The sequence below is a fragment of the Aureimonas fodinaquatilis genome (assembly GCF_008369445.1).
In the GTDB taxonomy this organism is placed as follows: Bacteria; Pseudomonadota; Alphaproteobacteria; order Rhizobiales; family Rhizobiaceae; genus Aureimonas; species Aureimonas fodinaquatilis.
Genome location: NZ_VTWH01000004.1, coordinates 1 through 18935 on the forward strand (window position 1 = coordinate 1; position 18935 = coordinate 18935).

The window sequence follows — 18935 nt, forward strand, 5'->3', positions numbered from 1 at the left end:
TCTCCCTTTTGCGTCAATCAAAAAATCAAAACATTCGCCAAAAATTTTCAAACGCAAACAAAATCAATGGCCTAAACTCAAACCATTCGCTCACCCAACCGTCATCATGTCAGAATCATTACAGCTGAACCCGACAAACAACCCCGGAATCAGACCCAAACCCAAACGGAATCGCAAAACAAACCAATAACGGAAACTGATGAGCCTGCACTTTTCAGGAATCATATTGCCAAGTCCGATTGACATAGGGGGTTAAAAGCGGCCAATCCTGAAATTGTGGAGCGCGGTCATATTTGTGCGCGCTTCCTGACATATCGATTTCCGATCAACGGGGTTTTCGCTTGCCGCGGCAACGCGCGCAAGACCAACAAGGCGCGGATGAAGCAGGATCGACATGTATTGAGTGAGTTGGGCGATACACCGGCCCTTGTTGCGGATCGCCGTCGGCGCCCGGACAGGCGACAGGTATCGGCTCGCTGGCTTGCGGGAACGCTTTTGACCGGTCTGACATCTGTTACGTTAATGGGCATTGCTCTATCGGCGGCCCATGAGGGGCGGCCGGAACTGACCCGCCCGTTGATCCAGAACCCTGCCGCATCACTTGCAAGTTCCAATACGCCGCTTGCCAAGGGCGAGCGCGTTTTTGCCACGATGATCCCGCTGCCACGCAGCAAGAAGGTCATTGAAGTTCCTACAATGATTTCGGAAGGCTCGCGCGAAGTTATTCGGGCCATGCCTTTTGCCTTTGTAACAATGACATTGGGTGCGCGTCACAGCGCAGTGGGTGACTATCCGCCGTTTGATCCGTTGAATGTATTTGCGGAAGTTGAAGGTGGACCCCGCCCTGTGGCTGACCAGGGGCAGATTTATGGTGCCCGCATCGAGTCCGACGTTCAGCTGGCAATGGAAGCTTTCAGCTTCGACAGCCCGGAGCTGGACACATTGGATGACATCGGCACAACGGAAGCAGAACTTCTGCTGCGCCAGACTGAAGAGAACCTGGATTCAACGCCAATTCAGGTCGCGGCGTTCCTGCCGTTTGACCCAGGCCGGTTTGATCCGACCAGCGATATTCAAGGCTATGTGCCGGGCTCGGCCTTCCGCGTCATCCAGGAAAATGTTTCCGTCGCGGAGCCGGATAAGGGCAATCAGAACGATCCGCATTATTCGGAAGAAATCATTCCGCTGCGCGAGACTGCCAAGATTCGAAATCTGCTGACAGAAAATGAGTATGACGAGGCCAATTCCCGCAAGGTCAGTACCGCCCTGTCGGAACTGCTTGGCCGGGATGAACTGACTGCGGGCGAGGTTTTGCGTCTGGGGCTCACCAGCAAGACCGGCGATCGTCAGATAGTTCGCCTTTCCGCATACAAAGGTGTACGTCACCTCGGCACTGTTGCTCTTTCTGACGATAGCAAATTTGTCGAAGGGCCGGAGCCAAAGCTGAGCCGCTCTGTTGCAGAAGCATTCGACGAGAACGCCACTGAAGAGCCTATGCGCAGCAGCATGCCGACCGTTTACGATGGCATTTATCAGGCGTCGCTCTCTTATGGCCTGGACAATCGACTGGTAAGACGCCTGATCGGCATTCTGGCTTCTGATCTGGATTTTCAGGCGCGGCTCGATCCCAAGGACAAGCTGACTGTGCTTTACTCACTGTCGGAAGGCAGTACAGAGGCCGACGGCGAATCCGAGCTTCTATATATAGAAGCCAATTTCAGTGGTCAGGAACGCCGCTATTACCGCTTCTGGGATGGTGACGCCGAAGTTCTCGATTATTATGATGCCGATGGCAAAAGCGCACGGCAGTTCATGTTGCGCAATCCGGTGCCAAATGGCCGGTTCACCTCTCCGTTCGGCTCTCGACGCCATCCGGTACTAGGCTATACGCGGACGCACTGGGGCGTTGACTGGGCGGCACCAAGAGGCACGCCCATTCTTGCCTCCGCTTCCGGCGTTGTAACACAGGCAGGGTGGAGCAGCGGTTATGGCCGGCAGACCATCATCAAGCATGCCAATGGCTATGAAACCTCATACTCGCATCAGAACACCATCGCAAAAGGCGTATCGGTTGGTGCAAAGGTTCGGCAGGGTCAGGTTATCGGCACGGTGGGATCGACAGGCCTTTCAACCGGCAACCACCTGCATTACGAAGTCAGCGTTAACAACAAGCGTGTTGACCCTATGCGCATTCGTCTTCCGGCCAGTCGGACACTGAAAGGCGAAAAGCTGGAGGCATTCCGACTGGAGCAGCAGCGAATTGATTCACTGCTTGAAGAGACCACCGAGGACGCCCGGGTGGCTGGCCGCTGAAACATTGTCAGGTGACCGCTTGATCACCTGAAACCTTTTCATGTTACTCAGTTCGTGCGCAAACGTTTTGGCTTAATTCTGCGCCTTGATGCGAGATTGCGCACGCCAGAGGTCGATGCCACCATCAGTGGCATAGCGATCAATTTCGGAAATCTCGTCAGCCGAGAAGTCCAGATTGTCCAGCGCCGACAGTGAGTTGTCCAACTGCTCGACAGTGCGGGCACCTATCAATGCAGAGGTGATTGCGGGATTGCGCAATACCCACGCAATTGCCATTTGCGCCAAAGACTGACCACGGCGTTCAGCAATATTGTTCAAAGAGCGAATGCGCTCAAGATTCTCACCGCTGATCATTGTTTTGGCAAAGGAACCACCCCGCGTTGCGCGCGAGAGTTCCGGAACGCCGTTCAGGTACTTGTTGGTGAGCAATCCCTGCGCCAGCGGCGAAAACGCAATGCAGCCAAGACCAATATCGCGCAACGTATCCAGCAATTCATCCTCCACCCAACGATTCAGCATCGAATAGGATGGCTGGTGGATGATGAAGGGTGTTCCCTGCTGTTTCAGGATCTCATACGCTTTGAGCGTCATATCCGCTGAGTAGGATGAAACGCCGACGTAAAGCGCTTTGCCCGACCGAACAATCTGGTCAAGCGCACCCATTGTCTCTTCCAATGGGGTGTCTGGATCGGGCCGGTGGTGGTAAAAAATATCGACATAGTCCAGACCCATGCGCTTCAGGCTCTGGTCCAGACTGGCAATCAAATATTTTCGCGAGCCAAAGTTTCCATAAGGCCCGGGCCACATGTTCCAGCCCGCTTTGGTGGAGATCAGCAACTCATCGCGGTATGGCTGGAAATCAAGCTGCATCCAGCGGCCCATGTTTTCCTCAGCAGACCCGGCCGGCGGCCCATAATTGTTCGCCAGATCAAAATGCGTAACACCGCGATCAAAAGCCCGGCGCAAGACGGCACGGCCCGTTTCAAAAACATCTTCGCCGCCGAAATTCTGCCAAAGCCCAAGTGAGATCGCAGGCAGTTGCAGGCCAGAGCGCCCGGTGCGCCGATAAGGCATTGAATCATATCGCGACTGTTCCGCAACATATGGCATTGGTCATATCCTGTTATTGGCGGCTATGCGAATTGCACAAGGCAGGCTTATCTACAGTAGGTTGAGTTATTCGATCTGGCTGCAATGTCCAGATGAAAATGCGTTGTGTGGTCCGCATCGGTGCCAGGCCCGAGAACAGTTCTGAACGGACCACAGGCTGCACGGCGAATTGCCGCCAGAAATTTATCTTCCTGAGATCCTGGGGCCTGCGCCGTAACCTCAATGCGCTTGCCGGATTCAAATTCGAAGGAAGATATATCGACTGCACTGCCGCGCGAGTGTTCGGAAATCTGCTTTTCGGAAGCACGGTCACGGCAAACATAGGTCGAGGCTTGAGCGATTGCCGCCAGTTTCTCACCGTCCAGCTCTTTCTCCACCGCTGATGTGACGCTTTCGGCAACCCAGATATCCAGTGCCAATGCCGCCCGGCAGAGCATGCGCGTGTCCGGTCCAATAGTGGCTCCAGACGAAAACTTCTTCAGAAGAACAGGGCGCAAGACTCCGCATTGCTCTTCCGAAATGCTGGCCTCTATCGAAAACTCTGCACCGCGTTGGCGCAGTTCCGCTTCACAGGTTTCCGCATCCAGCACTGCCGCGGCGGCCTCAGTGGCCTCGGTGGGCGTTACGCCAGCATCCGGTGTTGGCGGGGCTGTGTCTTCCGGCACCGTTCTGGCTTTTTCCGGCGGAACATAAGCTGCTGGTGGCTCATCTTTGGGCTTGGCAGGCTTGGCAGGTTCATCAGGCTCTGCCGTTTCCGGCGGTTCAGCGCGTTCTGCCGGCTTAGGTGGGGCTACCGGCATTGCAGGGTCAGCGGCTTCATCGCCCGGGCGCGGGGAAGGCAGAGGTAATTCCGAGCCAGTGGCTTCCGGCTCTTGAGCCAAAGCCGGTAATTGCATTGAGACAAGGAGAGACAGCACGATGACCTTTGTGAGTAACGTGCGCATCAGCTCTCCAATCAATCGATGAATTCCACGACCACACCGGGTTTGACAATTTTTGCCAGTTCCTGCGCGTCCCAGTTTGTCAGGCGGATACAACCATGGCTGTTGGTTTTGCCAATCTGTGATGGCTCGGGAGTGCCATGAATGCCGTAAGTTGGCTTGGACAAGGCAATCCAGACCGAGCCAACAGGCCCGTTAGGTCCCGGTGGAATCGTCAGCACGCGGGTGTTGTTGCCCTGCTGAAAATTGATCTTCGGATTGTAAGTGTAATTCGGATTCAGTGCGATGCGGGTCACTTCCACAATGCCGCTTGGCGATGGTGTCGCCGAAGACCCGATTGTGGCTGGATAGGCTGCGACCAGACGCCCGGCTTCATCATAGGCGCGAACCTGCTCCCTGCCCTTGTCGGCAATGATGCGGGAAACCGGAGTGGCCACATTCTTCCCGGTGTCCATCACTTTGAGCAAAGTGCCGGGGCGGCTGAAATCAGCCTCTGGATTGAGACTGCGCAGATAGTTTTCATCCATGTGAAACCGCTCGGCCAGCATTTCAGAAACACGTTCGTAGGACATGGCGGGCAACAACGCCTTCTCACCATAGTCTGATGGAATGGACGCAACGAACGGCCCTGCAACATCTTCATTGGTAATTTCATACTGCTTGATGGCCGGCCCGCCGGTCATATGCAGCTCTTCCAGCAAGGCCTGCGGGTTGGAAGCATCGATACGCTTGCCGGTCATCTCGAAATAGGCGGCCACTGCCTTATTGACGTTGGAGCCCATTCTTCCGTCGATAACGCCGGGAGAAATCCCTGCCCTGTCCAGCAAAACCTGCAAGGCGGCAACCTCAATTGTCGCCTTGGTGCCGGAAGGTCCTGCAACCGGCGGGGCCGGGTTTGTCTCAATCATCGGCTGGCCGGGCTGCATCGGCTGCACGGCGGGCGGCACTTGCTCGATCGAACCGGTATATCCGCGATCAACCGGCGGATAACCCGCCTGCCTGTTGTCATAATAGTCGCGGCCGACTGGTCCTTCCAGTACAGCACCAGGAGGCGGAGCGCTCAGTGCAATTGGCGGCTCTCCATAGCCGCGCTGCGGTGGCTCTTCCACCGAGATAATCTGCCCATAGGCGTCAACCGTAACAATTCGGCCCTGATCGTCAAGAAAGCGCTCAACGCCGTTCATGTCGAGATTGTTGTAATACGCATCGTTCTGATAGCCATATTGCGATAGCGCCGGCCCCGTCATAACTGACAGGACACCAGGCAGTACCAAAGCCAACGCCAGACGGCGCACTGCAATCATAACCAACCTCATTCCACGACCGGACATAAACAGAGTTACCATGACGAAATATGGTTACTGAATGGCAAAGGAAACGGTCAGGAACGTGTTCTGGCGCAGAATGGCAGGTAAAATATTCCGTTATGTCTGTTTGGCTGATTGAAGCGCGGCAGAAATGTCACGGATTCATCGTGCAGCGCGTGCATTGCCCCCACCCGCAAAGGCTGGAAAATGCAGCGCTTTGGGCCCTATGTTCAGGCTGATTTGCAGACTGTCAGCAATGCGGTGAGCCCGATCGATCAATGCAGCAGCAGCCTCTCCCCTGCAGAGCTCATTCACTGTTGCTTCAAACATCGCCAACCATTGCTGAAAGTGCTCCGGTGCAAGGCCCAGTCCATGGTGCCTGACATGGGGTTTGCCGGCATATCGCCCTGCGCGCAAAGTCACCGACGCCCAAAAATCCACCATAGTCGCCAAATGCGCATCCCAACGACCGTTCAGCTTGCTTTCGAAAATCGGCCCAAGAGCAGCATCTGCCCGAACACGCGCGTAAAATGCATGAACAACGTTGTGTATCAGTGTTTCAGTGATGATTTCGGGGCGCGGATCAACACGCATTTTGACACCGTGAACTGTGAAATTGACGTCAGCAGGATTAGACAATAAAACATGCATTGTAAATGCATGTTTGGAGAAGCCATGCGCCTGACCGCCCATACCGATTATGGTCTGCGAGTTCTGATGTCACTTGCTGTCATGGAAGGCAGGGTTGTCACCATCGAGGAACTTGCCGAACGGCACGGGATATCGCGAAACCATCTGATGAAAGTCGCACTGACGTTGGTCAATCTGGGCTTTGTCAAAAGCATACGCGGCCGTGGCGGCGGCCTGACTTTGGCCCAAATGCCCGGTTCGCTTCAAATGGGCCATGTTGTTCGCAGTCTGGAAAGTGATGTGGAACTGGTTGCCTGTCTCGGATCCGGCCAATGCAACTGCGTGTTTCACGGCGCCTGCAAGTTGACCGGCGCACTTGGGCGGGCAGTGGAAGCCTTTTTTGCCGAGCTTGACCGTCTCACATTGGCCGATCTGGTGGCTGACCCGTGCAGGATGCGCGAAAGACTGGCGGTGCTGGCATGAACATTAAAGAGCTTTGCCGCAAGTCGGAACGCAGCGGCGATGATCCGTTGAGGCCGGTTGTGATTGAGCGGGACGCCAATGGCGAGTTCACCATCGAGGCCGACGGACTTGCTGCATGTTTCAAACGCCCGGTGGAAGAGTTTCGCAACCTGATGACTCGGGGACAGGTGGTCAGCACAGTCGAGGCTGGCCAAGGCGATGACGCCGGCCGTTTTCGCCTGACTGTGCGTTGCGGCAACCAGATGTGGCAGGCGATTGTGAGTGTGGATGGTGGCATTATCAGCCAGTCAACCGGATTTGCTCCGGCAACCAGCCACTCTGCCAAATCCGAAGTTTAGACTGTTACGGGCAGGTTAAAACCTCGGCGCTGCAACGATTAATGGTGCCTTCGCGTTTGTGAACACAAAGGCACCATTCAAATCAAGCCGCGAAGCGATCTCCGTCGCTGCCGCTTTTTGAGCCGACGACATAGAATTGAAGCCGGTCATTGCCAGCGGAAATCTTGACGCGATCCTCGTCCTTGATTTCGCCAAGCAGCAGTTTTTCCGCCAGCGGATCCTGAACCTCGCGCTGGATAACCCGTTTCAGAGGGCGTGCCCCGTAAGCCGGATCATAGCCCTTGTCTGCCAGCCAGTCTTTTGCAGAAGGCTCCAGTTCAAGAACGATTTCCCGATCTACCAGAAGCTTTTCGAGTCGCTTCATCTGAATATCGACAATGGCGCCCATTTCAGAACGATGCAGGCGGTGGAACAGGATGATCTCGTCCACCCGGTTCAGGAATTCCGGCCGGAAACTGGAGCGGACAACATCCATTACCTGCTCGCGCACGCTGTCAACATCTTCGCCGTCTCTCAGCGAAACCAGATATTCGGCTCCAAGATTCGACGTCATGATGATCAGAGTATTGCGAAAATCCACCGTGCGCCCCTGGCCATCGGTCAGGCGACCATCATCCAGCACCTGCAACAGCACGTTGAACACATCCGGATGCGCCTTTTCGATTTCGTCGAAAAGAATGACCTGGTAGGGCCGACGGCGGACAGCCTCGGTCAGCACGCCACCCTCTTCGTAGCCAACATAACCAGGAGGTGCGCCGATCAATCTTGAAACCGAATGCTTTTCCATGAATTCCGACATGTCGATGCGAACCATTGCGGTTTCTTCATCAAACAGAAAATTTGCCAGAGCCTTGGTCAGCTCGGTTTTGCCGACGCCGGTCGGGCCGAGAAATATGAACGAACCCAAAGGCCGGTTCGGATCCTGCAGGCCCGCACGCGCACGGCGAACCGCCCGCGAAACAGCCTGTACGGCTTCGCCCTGCCCGATCACGGTTTTGCCGATCACATCTTCCATCCGCAACAGTTTGTCACGCTCGCCTTCCAGCATTCTGTCGACCGGAATTCCAGTCCAGCGCGAAACAACCTGTGCCACATGATCTGCCGTCACGGTTTCCTCAACCATTGGCCCGGCACGGCTCAGATCAGCCGCCTCCGCTGCCTGAAGCTGTTTTTCAAGCTCAGGAATTTCGCCATAGGTCAACTCACCCGCCCGTTGAAACTCGCCGTTGCGCTGGGCAATCGCCAGTGCATTGCGCGCCTCATCCAGCTTCCGCTTCAGTTCGGCGGCAAGCCCCAGTCGGGATTTTTCAGCCTGCCAGGATGCGGTCAATCCGTCGGATTGCTCCTGAAGATCGGCCAATTCAGCTTCCAGCCTTTCCAACCGGCTGCGCGCTCCGTCGTCGGTCTCCTTCTTCAGAACTTCCCGTTCAATTTTCAGCTGAACAATACGCCGGTCAATTTCGTCCAATGCCTCAGGCTTGGAATCCACCGCCATCCGCAAGCGCGCCGCACCTTCATCAATCAGATCAATGGCTTTGTCGGGCAAGAAACGGTCGGTGATGTAGCGGTTGGAAAGCTGGGCCGCGGCCACCAAGGCAGAGTCCGATATCCGGACCTTGTGGTGCTGCTCATACTTCTCTTTCAAGCCGCGCAGAATGGAAACCGTATCCTCAACCGTCGGCTCATCCACGAACACCGGTTGAAAACGCCGGGCAAGTGCGGGATCTTTTTCGACATGTTTGCGATATTCATCCAGCGTAGTCGCACCAACGCAGTGCAGTTCTCCACGAGCCAGCGCTGGCTTCAACAGGTTGGAAGCGTCCATTGCTCCATCTGCCTTGCCCGCACCAACCAGCGTGTGCATTTCATCAATGAACAGGATGATGTTGCCGTCAGCAGACTGAACCTCGGACAAAACTGATTTCAACCGCTCTTCAAACTCGCCGCGATATTTTGCACCGGCAATCAAGGATCCCATATCCAGCGCCATCAACTGCTTGTCACGCAGGGATTCCGGCACATCGCCATCGACCAGCCGCAAGGCCAGCCCCTCAGCAATAGCAGTCTTGCCCACACCTGGCTCACCAATCAGCACAGGGTTGTTTTTCGTACGCCGTGAAAGAACCTGGATTGTGCGTCGAATCTCGTCATCACGCCCGATCACCGGATCCAGTTTGCCTTCCCGTGCGTCCTTCGTCAGATCGCGGGCATAGCGCTTCAAGGCCTCATAACCCTGTTCGGCAGAGGCACTGTCGGCAGTCCGACCTTTGCGAATTTCATTGATTGCGGAATTCAATCCGCCCGGGGTAACGCCCGCTTTTGCCAAAATCTCGGATGTTTTGGCAGACTTTTCCATGGCCAGAGCCAAAAGCAGCCGCTCGACGGTTACGAAGCTGTCGCCCGCTTTTTTGGCAATCTCTTCGGCTGTGGCAAAAACCTTGGCCGTAGCAGGCGCAAGGTACATCTGGCCGGAGCCGCCCGATACGCGCGGCATGGCTTCCAATGCGGCGTCCACACCGGCTTTGACAGACTGAACCTGCCCACCGGCTCTTTCAATCAAGCCGGCGGCCATGCCTTCCGGGTCGTCAACCAGGACTTTAAGCAAATGCTCCGGCGAAAACTGCTGATGATCTCGCGTCAAAGCCAGAGTCTGAGCACTTTGAACAAAACCACGTGCCCGCTCGGTGTATTTTTCCAAATTCATTCTTATCCCCTTTCGATACGCAACCCGCTGTGCGGCATTCGGATCGGTGTTTGGAGTCGGCTCCCGATAAGGCAAGCCGCTGAACACGATATGGGAGTGATAATGCGCGTGGAAAAGACCCGCCGACAACAGTTTTTTAACGACGTTCGCTACTGAAGTGGAGGTGGTTGAGTTGAAATAGCCGACATACCCGACCCATCAAACCAAAACCCCCGGCAGTGCCGGGGGTTTTGAGATTTGATATCAGCTGTCGGATGTGACCAGGAATGCCGGCATATGGCCTTCATCATCCTGGGCTTCCGCCTTTTTACGGCGAGCCCGAACCGGTTTGCGAGGTGCCGCTTCCGCAGTTGCCTCTTCCGGGGCCGGGGCGGGAGTTGCAGGCTTGGCAGCCGCCTTCGGTGCGCGCCGACGTGGCGCCGGCTTTGCTTCGCTGGCAACAGGTGCCTCTTCAGCCGGGGCCGGCTTTTCAACAACGGGTGCTGCGCGGGCTTCCGGCTCAGCGCGAGCTTCCGCCTCTACCTCACGGCTTTCGGAAGGCGCAGGGCGCGAACGCCGATGAACCGAAACGGACGTGACCTGCGTTGCCGGCCGGGTTGCCGCATCATCAGAGAAAGTCGGCTCGGCAGAAAGCTCAGGTTGCGGTGCTCCCACTGCGGCGACACCGGCTTGACCAGCAGTGTCATCACGGTTGAACCGCTCCCGCCGCTCAGAGAAACGCTGGTTTCTGTCGCGCCGGAAACCGCCCTCTTCATTGCGGTTGCCGCCTTCACGTGCAACCGGCGCATTTTCGCCATCCTGAGCCACTTCGCCATTAGGTGCGTGGCCGTTGGCGTTCTGCTGCCGCTCGCGGAAATTGTTGCGCCGCTCATCACGGCGGTCTCTGCCGTCAGAGCGCCCATTGCTGTCACGCGGAGCCTGCCGATCATTTGGCTGGCGGTCGCTGTACTGACGCTCGCCCTGGTGGCGCTCGTTTTGCGGACGCTCATTGTATGGCCGCTCGTTCTGCTGGCGTTCGCCCTGCCCGCGTTCGCCATACTGGCGCTCGCCATTCTGCTGGCCGTTCACCCGCTCGGCGCCATCGGCCAATGCGTCGTCCTGCTCTTCCTCGTCACCGTCATAGTCACGTTCGCTGGACTGCAACTGGAAACTGCCCTGCGCAGCGGCAACGATACGGCCGTAATGCTCTGCGTGCTGCAGATAGTTTTCGGCCATCACCCGGTCGCCGGATGCCGTAGCATCACGTGCCAGAGCTGCATATTTTTCAGCGATATGTTGCGCAGTGCCCCGAATTTTCACATCCGGGCCGTTTGACTCATAGCTTCTGGCAAGCGTGTTCGGGCCTTTGCGCCCACCGCGTCCGCGCATCCGCTTGTTCTGCTGCTGTTGCTGTCCTGGCCTCATGCTTTTCCTGTCTCTGGATCGCCTGGCTGACTGTTGACCTTGCACAGGTCTCACATCTCCCCAGTCTGGCCCCTTATCGGCGGGCGGCAAACGCCACCACGCATGACTATCCGTTATTTGAGCCTGTTGCCTTTGCAGCCGAAAAATCGGGAACTGCTTTGCTCCTGCTCAATAAGTTTCGTGTTGGTGTGTCCCGTGAGTGTGCACTGACACTGGACGGATCGGAGCCGTATCGAGGAAAAAACCACCTCCGGCATCCGGAGAATCAGCTGACTTCCTGTCGATAATTCCGTCTCTATGCGTTAGTCCTAGTTGCTGATGCTCTATCTCACAAGAGTTTTGTTGCACAAACACCGGGAAAATACACAACCTGGCGCAGTTTATGCAGCTCAGTTGCGCCTGAACCATAAGGCGCGAATATGCCCACCAAGATCGCGTTCACTGTTTTCCAAACGAAAATTCGCACCATCAAGAATGGCTGTAACGTCCTGCTGCTGGTCAAATCCTATTTCCAGAAGCACATCGCCTTGTGGTGAAAGACTGGATTCAAGAGCCGATGCGATTGCTCGGTAGGCAACCAGACCGTCCAGACCGCCGTCCAAAGCGAGGATCGGATCAAAATTGCGAACCTGTGCGTCCAGCTCGCCCAATGTGTGAGTGGGGATATAAGGTGGGTTGGAAACAATTGCATCCACCGGTCCGCAGATCGCATCCAGATAATTTCCTCTCACCGGCAGAAACCTGTCCTCCACGCCGGCTCGTGCGGCGTTCAGGCTGGCGGTTGCCAAAGCTCCGGCCGAAATATCCACGGCAACGGCGCGGGCTCGTGCAAACAGACCAAGCAGGGAAACGGCAACTGCTCCGCTTCCCACGCCAATATCTGCAAAAACAAATTCGCCATCTCTGCCAAAGCGTCGCTCAAATGCTCTGGCCGCAAGATCCACCAGTGCTTCAGTGTCGGGGCGCGGCTCCAATGTGTCGGCAGACAAAATGAAATCAAGCGCATGGAACGGGCGGTGCCCAAGGATCCGGTGCACCGGCTCTCCATGGCAACGCCGCGCCAATTTCTGCGACACCATTTCGGCAGAGCCAGACGGGACCGGAGCTTCGGCACGAAGTATCAGATCGGCGTTGGAAAGACCCAGGGTTTCCATTACCAGCAACCGTGCATCCAGGCCGCCAGTCGCCACACCAGCCGCGGCCAGAACCTGCTGCGCATGCCGCAACAATTGCCCGACAGTCGTCTCAGGCATCGGCACCCACAGCCGCCAGCAGTGCTGCCTGATGATCGGCAACCAATGCGTTGACCAGTTCGTCCATTTCTCCCTCAATCACCCGATCCAGCTTGTAAAGCGTCAGGTTGATCCGGTGGTCTGTAACCCGGCCCTGTGGAAAATTATAGGTTCTGATCCGCTCAGACCGATCGCCCGAGCCAACCTGTGAGCGCCGGGACTCGGAACGTTCGCTGTCCATACGCTGCCGCTCCATATCGAAAAGCTTGGCCCGCAAAACCTGCATAGCTCGCGCACGGTTCTGGTGCTGGGACTTTTCCGACGAGGTTACAATGATGCCGGTGGGAAGATGTGTGATGCGAACCGCAGAGTCTGTGGTGTTGACGTGCTGACCACCAGCACCGGATGCGCGCATCGTATCGATGCGAATGTCTTCCGCGCGAATTTCGATATCAATGTCTTCCGCCTCTGGCAGCACAGCCACCGTTGCGGCGGAGGTGTGAATCCTCCCGGACGATTCCGTTGCCGGCACACGCTGCACGCGGTGCACTCCGGATTCAAACTTCAACCGCGAGAACACGCCTTTGCCTTTGACAGAGGCGATCACTTCCTTATAGCCGCCAACTTCGCCCTCTGAAGCTTCAAGCAGCTCTACTTTCCAGCCACTCAGCTCGGCGTAGCGCTGATACATTCGGAACAGATCGCCAGCAAACAGCCCCGCTTCCGATCCACCGGTCCCGGCCCGTATCTCCAGAATAGCGCCTTTCTCGTCGGCGGCATCTTTTGGCAGAAGCAGAATCAGAATTTCGTTGGACAGCGTTTCAATACGCTCGGAAACCTCGTCAATTTCCGTTGCTGCGAGGTCGCGCATTTCCCGGTCGGCTGTTGCGTCCTCAAGCAAAGCCCGCAAATCTGCAAGCTCCCTGACCGCTGAATTGTAGGTCTGGATCGCCTCCACAACATCTTCCAGACTGGAAAACTCGGAAGCAAGTTTTGCATAGACCTCATGGTCAGGCCCCTTGGCCATTTCGGCTTCCAGAAAAGCCGAACGACGAAGAATTTCATTCATTGTCTCTGCGGGCAAAATCGCCATGCTGGTCCTGAAGGTTCTTGATTGGTCTGAAGCGTTTCATGTGATCTTTCGACCGTTAGAAACGCTGCAATTCGTTGGCCTGTCACACTGTATTGCCGCTTGCGCCATTCCGCTCACCGGCCGCACAATGCTCTAGACAGGAATGTTGTGGGTTTCAGCATAGGTCGTCAGAAACTCACGCAGAGTTCCCATGCGGAAGCGGTCTTCCAGAAAACTGTCCAGCTCCTGGGCAAGATGTCCGGCATCCAACTCCAGAATCATGGATTTGACCGGCCCGATCGCCGAAGTGGTCATGGAGATAGACCGGAAGCCAAGGCCGATCAACGCCATCGCCGAAAGTGGACGGCTGGCCAGTTCGCCACACAGTGTTACCGAAACAGCGTTGCGCTCTCCCGCCCGCAAAATATCGCGCAGCGCTTTGAAGAACGGCGGCGACAAATCGTCAAATCGGCCGGCAATCTGCGTGTTGCCACGGTCAACCGCACAGAAGAACTGAAACAGATCATTGGACCCGATGGAAACAAAGTCCACAAGAGCCATCAATTCGTCCAGCTGATACAGCATGGATGGCACTTCAATCATCGCACCAAGCTTCAGCCTGCGCGGCATGACATGGCCGAAACGCGTCTGCTGCTTGAACTCGCGTGAGATCAGGTCGCGGGCCTGCCGCAACTCGTCAATATCCGTCACCATCGGAAACATGACGCTCAGCTCTCTGCCACCAGCAGCACGCAGCAATGCACGCAACTGGGTGCGCATCAGGCCGGGCTTATCCAACGCCAGGCGCAGGGCGCGGTAGCCCAGCGCCGGGTTTTCCTCCGGCGACTGGTGCAGGTAGGGCAAAACCTTGTCACCACCCACATCCAGCGTGCGAAACGTTACCGGCTTTTCGCCTGCAGCATCCAGAACGGCAGCATAAAGCCGCTCCTGCTCTGAAGTCTTGGGCATGGCAGAAGCGACCATGAACTGCAATTCGGTGCGAAACAGCCCAATGCCATCTGCGCCCGCATCTGCGAGTTGCGGCAGATCAACCAGAAGTCCGGCATTGACCAGAAGCTTGATCCGCTCGCTGTCTCTGGTTTCGGCCGGCAGATCCCGCAATTCACGGTACCGCTCCTGCCGCTTGGCGCGAAATTGCAATCGCTCGTTGAACACAGACTCAATGTCGGAAGGTGGGCGCAAATGCACGGCACCCTCTTCACCATCGACTATGATGGCGTCGCCCTTTTCCGCCAGCGAGACAACGCCTTTTGCCTGGCCGACCACCGGAATGCCCAGCGCCCTGGCCACGATAACAACGTGGCTGGTTGGCGCGCCTTCCTCCAGCACCAGGCCGCGGATGCGCTCCCGGCGATAGTCCAGCAGTTCTGCGGCGCCCATGGACCGGCATACAACAATGGCGTCAAAACTGTCATCGCCGTCAAACGGGTCAATGGAATGTCCCATGATCTGGCGCAGGAGCCTGTTTGCCAGATCATCGAAATCATGCAGCCGTTCCCGCAGATAGGGGTCGGCCATATGCATCATGCGTGCCCGCATGTCGGACTGTACTTTTTCAACAGAGGCTTCGGCTGTCAGGCCGTTGCGCACCGCTTCCTCAAGCTTGCGCACCCAGCCACGATCATTGGCAAACATGCGGTAAGCTTCCAACACCGCCCGGTGTTCACCCTCGCCCGCAATGTCGCGGCGCTCCAGCATGTCCTCAATTGAAATGCGCAGCGAGGAAAGGGCCTTTTCCAGCCGCGTGATTTCGCGTTCCACATCTTCGTTGAAAAGGTTGGTCACCACCACGCGCGGCTCGTGCAGAACCACCCGCCCGACGCCAATGCCATCGGCCAGTGCCGCCCCTTCAATCATTACCGGGCGTGACAGGTCAAGCACCACCCCCGGCCGCGACAGTCCCTCCAGACCTCCCGCGGCAATCATTTCTGCAATTACCATTCCGACTGTTTCCAGCGCCTCGCTCTCATCGTCGCGATAGGCGCGTTTTGTTTTGTTCTGCACCACCAGAACGCCCAGGGTGCGTCCGGTTCGCAGAATCGGAACTCCGAGGAACGAGTTGTAAATCTCTTCCCCGGTTTCTGGCAGATAGGTGAATGCAGGATGCTTTTGCGCATCATTCAGGTTCAGTGCGCGCGCAGTGGCGGCAATGGTGCCAACCAGTCCCTCGCCAAGGCGGAGCTGGGCCAGATGGACGGAACCCGGGTTCAAACCCTCTGTAGCATACAGTTCCAGAATGCCGTCGGCCCGCAGAACATAGAGCGAGCAAACCTCAGCCAACATGTTGGCTGCGATCTGGCGCACAATTTCATCGAGCCGGACCTGAGGCTCCAGTGGTTCAGCCATCAGCTCCCGCATCCGGCGCAACAACACCCGTGGTCCGGGAGAATCGCTTCGCATCAGAGGCGTCATCCGTCCATTGCGTTAAGGCGCCATTTCAGCGGCACCCGATCGGGCACAACAATCTGTGCCCGATTTCACGGACGAGCTTTGTCAAGACCGTAGACTGAATGCAAGGTCCGAACTGCAAGTTCTGAAAACTCACCGTCGATCAGAATGGAGATTTTGATCTCGGAAGTTGTGATGGCACGAATGTTAATTCCCCGGCCAGCCAATGCCTTGAAGGCAGTTGCAGCCACACCGGCATGGCTTCTCATGCCAATGCCAATAACGGAAACTTTTGTCAGCCCGCTTTCAGACTGCACAACATCAAAGCCCATGTCTTCCTTGGCGGCAGCAATAATTGAAGCCGCCTTGTCCAGATCACTGGCAGGCACCGTAAAGGTCATGTCGGTGTGGGAGCCGTCTTCCGATATGTTCTGAACAATCATATCGACATTCACACCGGCATCGGCCAACGGGCCGAAAATTGCCCCGGCAACACCGGGCCGGTCTGCAACCCTGCGAAGCGAAATCTGGGCTTCGTCCTTGGCATAGGCAATGCCAGTCACAACCTGCTGTTCCACGATTTCATCCTCGTCGCAAATAAGGGTCCCGGGCGGGTTATCAAAATCGCCCATGCCGGGGGCGTCCGGATCTTCAAAAGAAGAACGCACGAATGTGCGCACCTTGTGAACCATGGCCAGTTCAACCGAGCGCACCTGTAAGACTTTGGCTCCCAACGACGCCATTTCCAGCATTTCCTCAAAAGAAATGCGGTCCATGCGTCGTGCCTTGGGCTCGATACGCGGATCAGTTGTATAGACGCCGTCCACATCGGTGTAGATGTCGCAGCGATCGGCCTGCAGGGCTGCTGCCACAGCGACCGCGCTGGTGTCAGAACCACCCCGGCCCAAAGTGGCAATGCGGTTGTCCGGTGCCAGACCTTGAAAGCCTGCGATAACCGCAACCTGACCTTCGCCGAAGCGTCGAATGATCTCCGTTCCGTCAATCGCGTCAATCCGGGCTGCCCCATGCGAGCCGTCGGTGCGCAGCGGAATTTGCCAGCCCATCCATGAGCGGGCGTTCACGCCCAGCTTCTGCAGCACAATTGCCAGAAGGCCGGCCGTAACCTGCTCACCCGAGGCAACAACGGTGTCGTACTCGCGAGCGTCGTGAATGGCAGACGCCTCTCGGCACCAGCCAACCAGTTCGTTGGTTTTTCCGGACATGGCCGAAACCACCACGGCAACATCATGGCCAGCATCAACCTCGCGTTTTACGTGCCGCGCGACATTCCGAATGCGATCAATATCGGCAACGGAGGTTCCGCCGAATTTTAGAACGAGACGAGCCATAGGTATCTAGCATCAAGGTTGCCGGGCGGTTTGCCGCACCGCCGGGAATGGCTAAAAGGACTGGCGTCAAATGGCCCTGAACCACTTCACCGCCTGAAGGCGAGGGCTCAGTAACCGAAATTACGGCAATTCGCAAGCGTTGCAGCGCTTGACTTCGCCTCTGCGGCAGACCATCCCCACTTGAGCAGAACATCGCCCGTTTGCCACAGATACATCGGAGATTGTGAATGTCCGGCACCCAGAAGACAACAATCGACGAAGCGGAAGTTGAGCGCTTTTCCCGTCTGGCGGCAGAATGGTGGAACCCGAATGGCAAGTTCAAACCGCTGCACCGATTCAACCCGGTTCGCCTGACTTACCTGCGCAATGAATTGCTCAACCATTTTCACCTGGACGCGCAAAGCGCCACACCTCTTGCCGGGTTGAAAATTCTGGATATTGGCTGCGGTGGTGGCCTGATCTGCGAACCACTGGCGCGGCTCGGTGCGAACGTTACAGGCGCAGATGCCTCCACCACGAATATTGAAGTGGCGCGGCTTCATGCGGCGGAAGGTGGCCTGACGATAGACTATCGAGACACTCCGGCAGAAACCCTGCGGGATGCAGGCGAGACTTACGACGTTGTTCTGGCCCTTGAGGTTGTGGAGCACGTCGCGGATGTTCCGCTGTTTCTGACCGCTTGTGCGGAAATGGTGAAACCGGGTGGTTTCATGGTTGTGGCCACAATCAACCGCACGCTCAAAGCGCTGGCTCTGGCCATTGTCGGGGCGGAATATGTTCTGAACTGGCTGCCCCGCGGCACGCACCAATATGACAAGCTGGTTCGTCCGGAAGAAATTGTTGCGCCACTTGAAGCCGCAGGGTTGCACATGGCGGGCAAATCCGGCGTGATCTACCATCCGCTGGCGGATGAATGGCGCTTGTCTGGCGATATGGATGTCAACTATATGCTCACGGCGCAGCGCCCGGCCTGATCTGCCACTGGAAAGCTTGAATCTTTTCTGATAGTTGAAGGTGACATTCACGCTCAGCTTTAATCTGGCTGTGCGTTTGCAGGTAAGATGATGGCAAGATCAGCATTCAAAACGCCTTTGTTTGAGCCGGAAGGCCGGGTCGTATCATTTCCATGCCCCACCTCTGCCCGTATTCTGGCAGAGCGGCCGCGGCTGGACGATTCGCAACGGGTGGATCTGGATCGGTTGCGCTGGCTGGCCTTGCGCAGCCGCCTCGCCCCTAAGCCAAACCTGGAAAAAGCCTGTTTTCTTCTCGCCGGCGAAAAGTCGACCTCTCTCGATCGCTTTGCGACGTGTTTTTTCCGCGGCCTGGAGTCGCATGCCCGGCGCGAAATGGTGTTTTATCGACCCGGCTCTGCAGGCGTCAGCGACGATGAAGTCTGGCTTGTTCGTTTGCTTGATGCCTGGCGGCAAGGCGACCAGCGTGCGGCAGCGGCATTGATTGCGTGGCGTGTTCAGCCATCCCACCAGCGGTGGATGCGCTTTCTGGCTGAAGGTTTGGTTGGCGCGTTGAATTAAGCCAGCGCCTGATTAAGCTTTGAAGAAGCACGGGCAATTTCTTCATCGCTTCATGTGATCTTTCAATCACCCGAAGCGCATAGACACTATGCTTCGCCGCATTGTCCTGCC

16 protein-coding genes are annotated in these 18935 nt (G+C 56.6%); 6 read left to right on the forward strand and 10 right to left on the reverse strand.

All coding sequences use genetic code 11. From position 1 onward, the window contains the following. On the forward strand, positions 1-190 hold a 190-nt coding region (locus tag FPY71_RS18605; protein WP_210246307.1), incomplete at its 5' end, for a hypothetical protein. A gap of 188 nt (positions 191-378) precedes the next feature. Continuing rightward, entirely contained in the window at positions 379-2313 is a 1935-nt protein-coding gene (locus tag FPY71_RS14935) for a M23 family metallopeptidase (RefSeq protein ID WP_149301133.1), read from the forward strand. A gap of 72 nt (positions 2314-2385) precedes the next feature. Here FPY71_RS14935 and mgrA read toward each other — a convergent pair whose 3' ends face one another. From mgrA to FPY71_RS14955, 4 genes are all read right to left on the reverse strand, one after another. Further along, a complete protein-coding gene (gene mgrA, locus FPY71_RS14940; RefSeq protein WP_149301134.1) occupies positions 2386-3423 on the reverse strand; it encodes an L-glyceraldehyde 3-phosphate reductase in 1038 nt (345 codons plus the stop codon). A gap of 47 nt (positions 3424-3470) precedes the next feature. Next, positions 3471-4367, reverse strand: coding sequence for an extensin-like domain-containing protein (locus FPY71_RS14945; RefSeq protein ID WP_149301135.1), 897 nt, complete (start codon positions 4365-4367; stop codon positions 3471-3473). 11 nt (positions 4368-4378) lie between these two features. Next, complete coding sequence (locus FPY71_RS14950) at positions 4379-5668, reverse strand: L,D-transpeptidase family protein (protein WP_246160596.1); 1290 nt, start codon at positions 5666-5668, stop codon at positions 4379-4381. 165 nt (positions 5669-5833) lie between these two features. Further along, positions 5834-6265 (reverse strand): group III truncated hemoglobin, encoded by a 432-nt coding sequence (locus FPY71_RS14955; RefSeq protein ID WP_149301136.1) that lies wholly within the window; start codon positions 6263-6265, stop codon positions 5834-5836. Positions 6266-6346: 81 nt separating this feature from the next. On the opposite strand from FPY71_RS14955, the gene FPY71_RS14960 reads away from it, so the two are divergent. Together FPY71_RS14960 and FPY71_RS14965 are read left to right on the forward strand one after the other, a co-directional pair. Then, positions 6347-6784, forward strand: a complete 438-nt coding sequence (locus FPY71_RS14960; RefSeq protein WP_149301137.1) for an RrF2 family transcriptional regulator — start codon at positions 6347-6349, stop codon at positions 6782-6784. After that, the gene (locus tag FPY71_RS14965) at positions 6781-7122 is read left to right on the forward strand and encodes a DUF6522 family protein (protein ID WP_149301138.1); all 342 of its coding nucleotides are present in this window, start codon (positions 6781-6783) and stop codon (positions 7120-7122) included. The genes FPY71_RS14960 and FPY71_RS14965 overlap by 4 nt, the downstream gene beginning before the upstream one ends. An 82-nt stretch (positions 7123-7204) precedes the next feature. Here the strand turns inward: FPY71_RS14965 and clpB are convergent, their stop codons facing one another. The 6 genes from clpB to FPY71_RS14995 form a co-directional block, all read right to left on the reverse strand. Further along, on the reverse strand, positions 7205-9826 hold the full coding sequence (clpB, locus tag FPY71_RS14970) for an ATP-dependent chaperone ClpB (RefSeq protein ID WP_149301139.1): 2622 nt from the start codon (positions 9824-9826) through the stop codon (positions 7205-7207). 243 nt (positions 9827-10069) lie between these two features. Continuing rightward, positions 10070-11230: a DUF4167 domain-containing protein gene (locus FPY71_RS14975; protein WP_149301140.1), complete on the reverse strand. Its 1161-nt coding sequence runs from the start codon at positions 11228-11230 to the stop codon at positions 10070-10072. 389 nt (positions 11231-11619) lie between these two features. Continuing rightward, positions 11620-12483: a peptide chain release factor N(5)-glutamine methyltransferase gene (gene prmC, locus FPY71_RS14980; protein WP_149301141.1), complete on the reverse strand. Its 864-nt coding sequence runs from the start codon at positions 12481-12483 to the stop codon at positions 11620-11622. Beyond that, the gene (gene prfA / locus FPY71_RS14985) at positions 12476-13555 is read right to left on the reverse strand and encodes a peptide chain release factor 1 (RefSeq protein WP_149301142.1); all 1080 of its coding nucleotides are present in this window, start codon (positions 13553-13555) and stop codon (positions 12476-12478) included. Before prfA ends, prmC begins: the two co-directional genes overlap by 8 nt. A 132-nt stretch (positions 13556-13687) precedes the next feature. Continuing rightward, the gene (gene ptsP / locus FPY71_RS14990) at positions 13688-15955 is read right to left on the reverse strand and encodes a phosphoenolpyruvate--protein phosphotransferase (protein WP_149301143.1); all 2268 of its coding nucleotides are present in this window, start codon (positions 15953-15955) and stop codon (positions 13688-13690) included. A 77-nt stretch (positions 15956-16032) separates the two neighbouring features. Continuing rightward, the gene (locus FPY71_RS14995; protein WP_149301144.1) at positions 16033-17292 is read right to left on the reverse strand and encodes an aspartate kinase; all 1260 of its coding nucleotides are present in this window, start codon (positions 17290-17292) and stop codon (positions 16033-16035) included. A 227-nt stretch (positions 17293-17519) separates the two neighbouring features. Between FPY71_RS14995 and ubiG the strand changes: the two genes are divergently transcribed. Then, positions 17520-18266 carry a bifunctional 2-polyprenyl-6-hydroxyphenol methylase/3-demethylubiquinol 3-O-methyltransferase UbiG gene (gene ubiG / locus FPY71_RS15000; RefSeq protein WP_149301145.1) on the forward strand — a complete coding sequence of 249 codons (747 nt, stop codon included), beginning with the start codon at positions 17520-17522 and terminating at the stop codon, positions 18264-18266. Between the two features lie 87 nt (positions 18267-18353). Beyond that, positions 18354-18824: a hypothetical protein gene (locus tag FPY71_RS15005; protein WP_210246308.1), complete on the forward strand. Its 471-nt coding sequence runs from the start codon at positions 18354-18356 to the stop codon at positions 18822-18824. The last annotated feature ends 111 nt before the right edge of the window (positions 18825-18935 follow it).

Excerpts from the sequence above, each read along its gene's own strand:
- ptsP (WP_149301143.1), bottom strand. The coding sequence starts at position 15,955 with ATGCGAAGCGATTCTCCCGGACCACGGGTGTTGTTGCGCCGGATGCGG.
- FPY71_RS14960 (WP_149301137.1), top strand. The coding sequence starts at position 6,347 with ATGCGCCTGACCGCCCATACCGATTATGGTCTGCGAGTTCTGATGTCA.
- clpB (WP_149301139.1), bottom strand. The coding sequence starts at position 9,826 with ATGAATTTGGAAAAATACACCGAGCGGGCACGTGGTTTTGTTCAAAGT.
- ubiG (WP_149301145.1), top strand. The coding sequence starts at position 17,520 with ATGTCCGGCACCCAGAAGACAACAATCGACGAAGCGGAAGTTGAGCGC.
- FPY71_RS14965 (WP_149301138.1), top strand. The coding sequence starts at position 6,781 with ATGAACATTAAAGAGCTTTGCCGCAAGTCGGAACGCAGCGGCGATGAT.
- FPY71_RS14995 (WP_149301144.1), bottom strand. The coding sequence starts at position 17,292 with ATGGCTCGTCTCGTTCTAAAATTCGGCGGAACCTCCGTTGCCGATATT.
- FPY71_RS14955 (WP_149301136.1), bottom strand. The coding sequence starts at position 6,265 with ATGCGTGTTGATCCGCGCCCCGAAATCATCACTGAAACACTGATACAC.
- FPY71_RS15005 (WP_210246308.1), top strand. The coding sequence starts at position 18,354 with ATGATGGCAAGATCAGCATTCAAAACGCCTTTGTTTGAGCCGGAAGGC.
- mgrA (WP_149301134.1), bottom strand. The coding sequence starts at position 3,423 with ATGCCATATGTTGCGGAACAGTCGCGATATGATTCAATGCCTTATCGG.
- prmC (WP_149301141.1), bottom strand. The coding sequence starts at position 12,483 with ATGCCTGAGACGACTGTCGGGCAATTGTTGCGGCATGCGCAGCAGGTT.
- FPY71_RS14935 (WP_149301133.1), top strand. The coding sequence starts at position 379 with ATGAAGCAGGATCGACATGTATTGAGTGAGTTGGGCGATACACCGGCC.
- FPY71_RS14950 (WP_246160596.1), bottom strand. The coding sequence starts at position 5,668 with ATGATTGCAGTGCGCCGTCTGGCGTTGGCTTTGGTACTGCCTGGTGTC.
- FPY71_RS14945 (WP_149301135.1), bottom strand. The coding sequence starts at position 4,367 with ATGCGCACGTTACTCACAAAGGTCATCGTGCTGTCTCTCCTTGTCTCA.
- FPY71_RS14975 (WP_149301140.1), bottom strand. The coding sequence starts at position 11,230 with ATGAGGCCAGGACAGCAACAGCAGCAGAACAAGCGGATGCGCGGACGC.
- prfA (WP_149301142.1), bottom strand. The coding sequence starts at position 13,555 with ATGGCGATTTTGCCCGCAGAGACAATGAATGAAATTCTTCGTCGTTCG.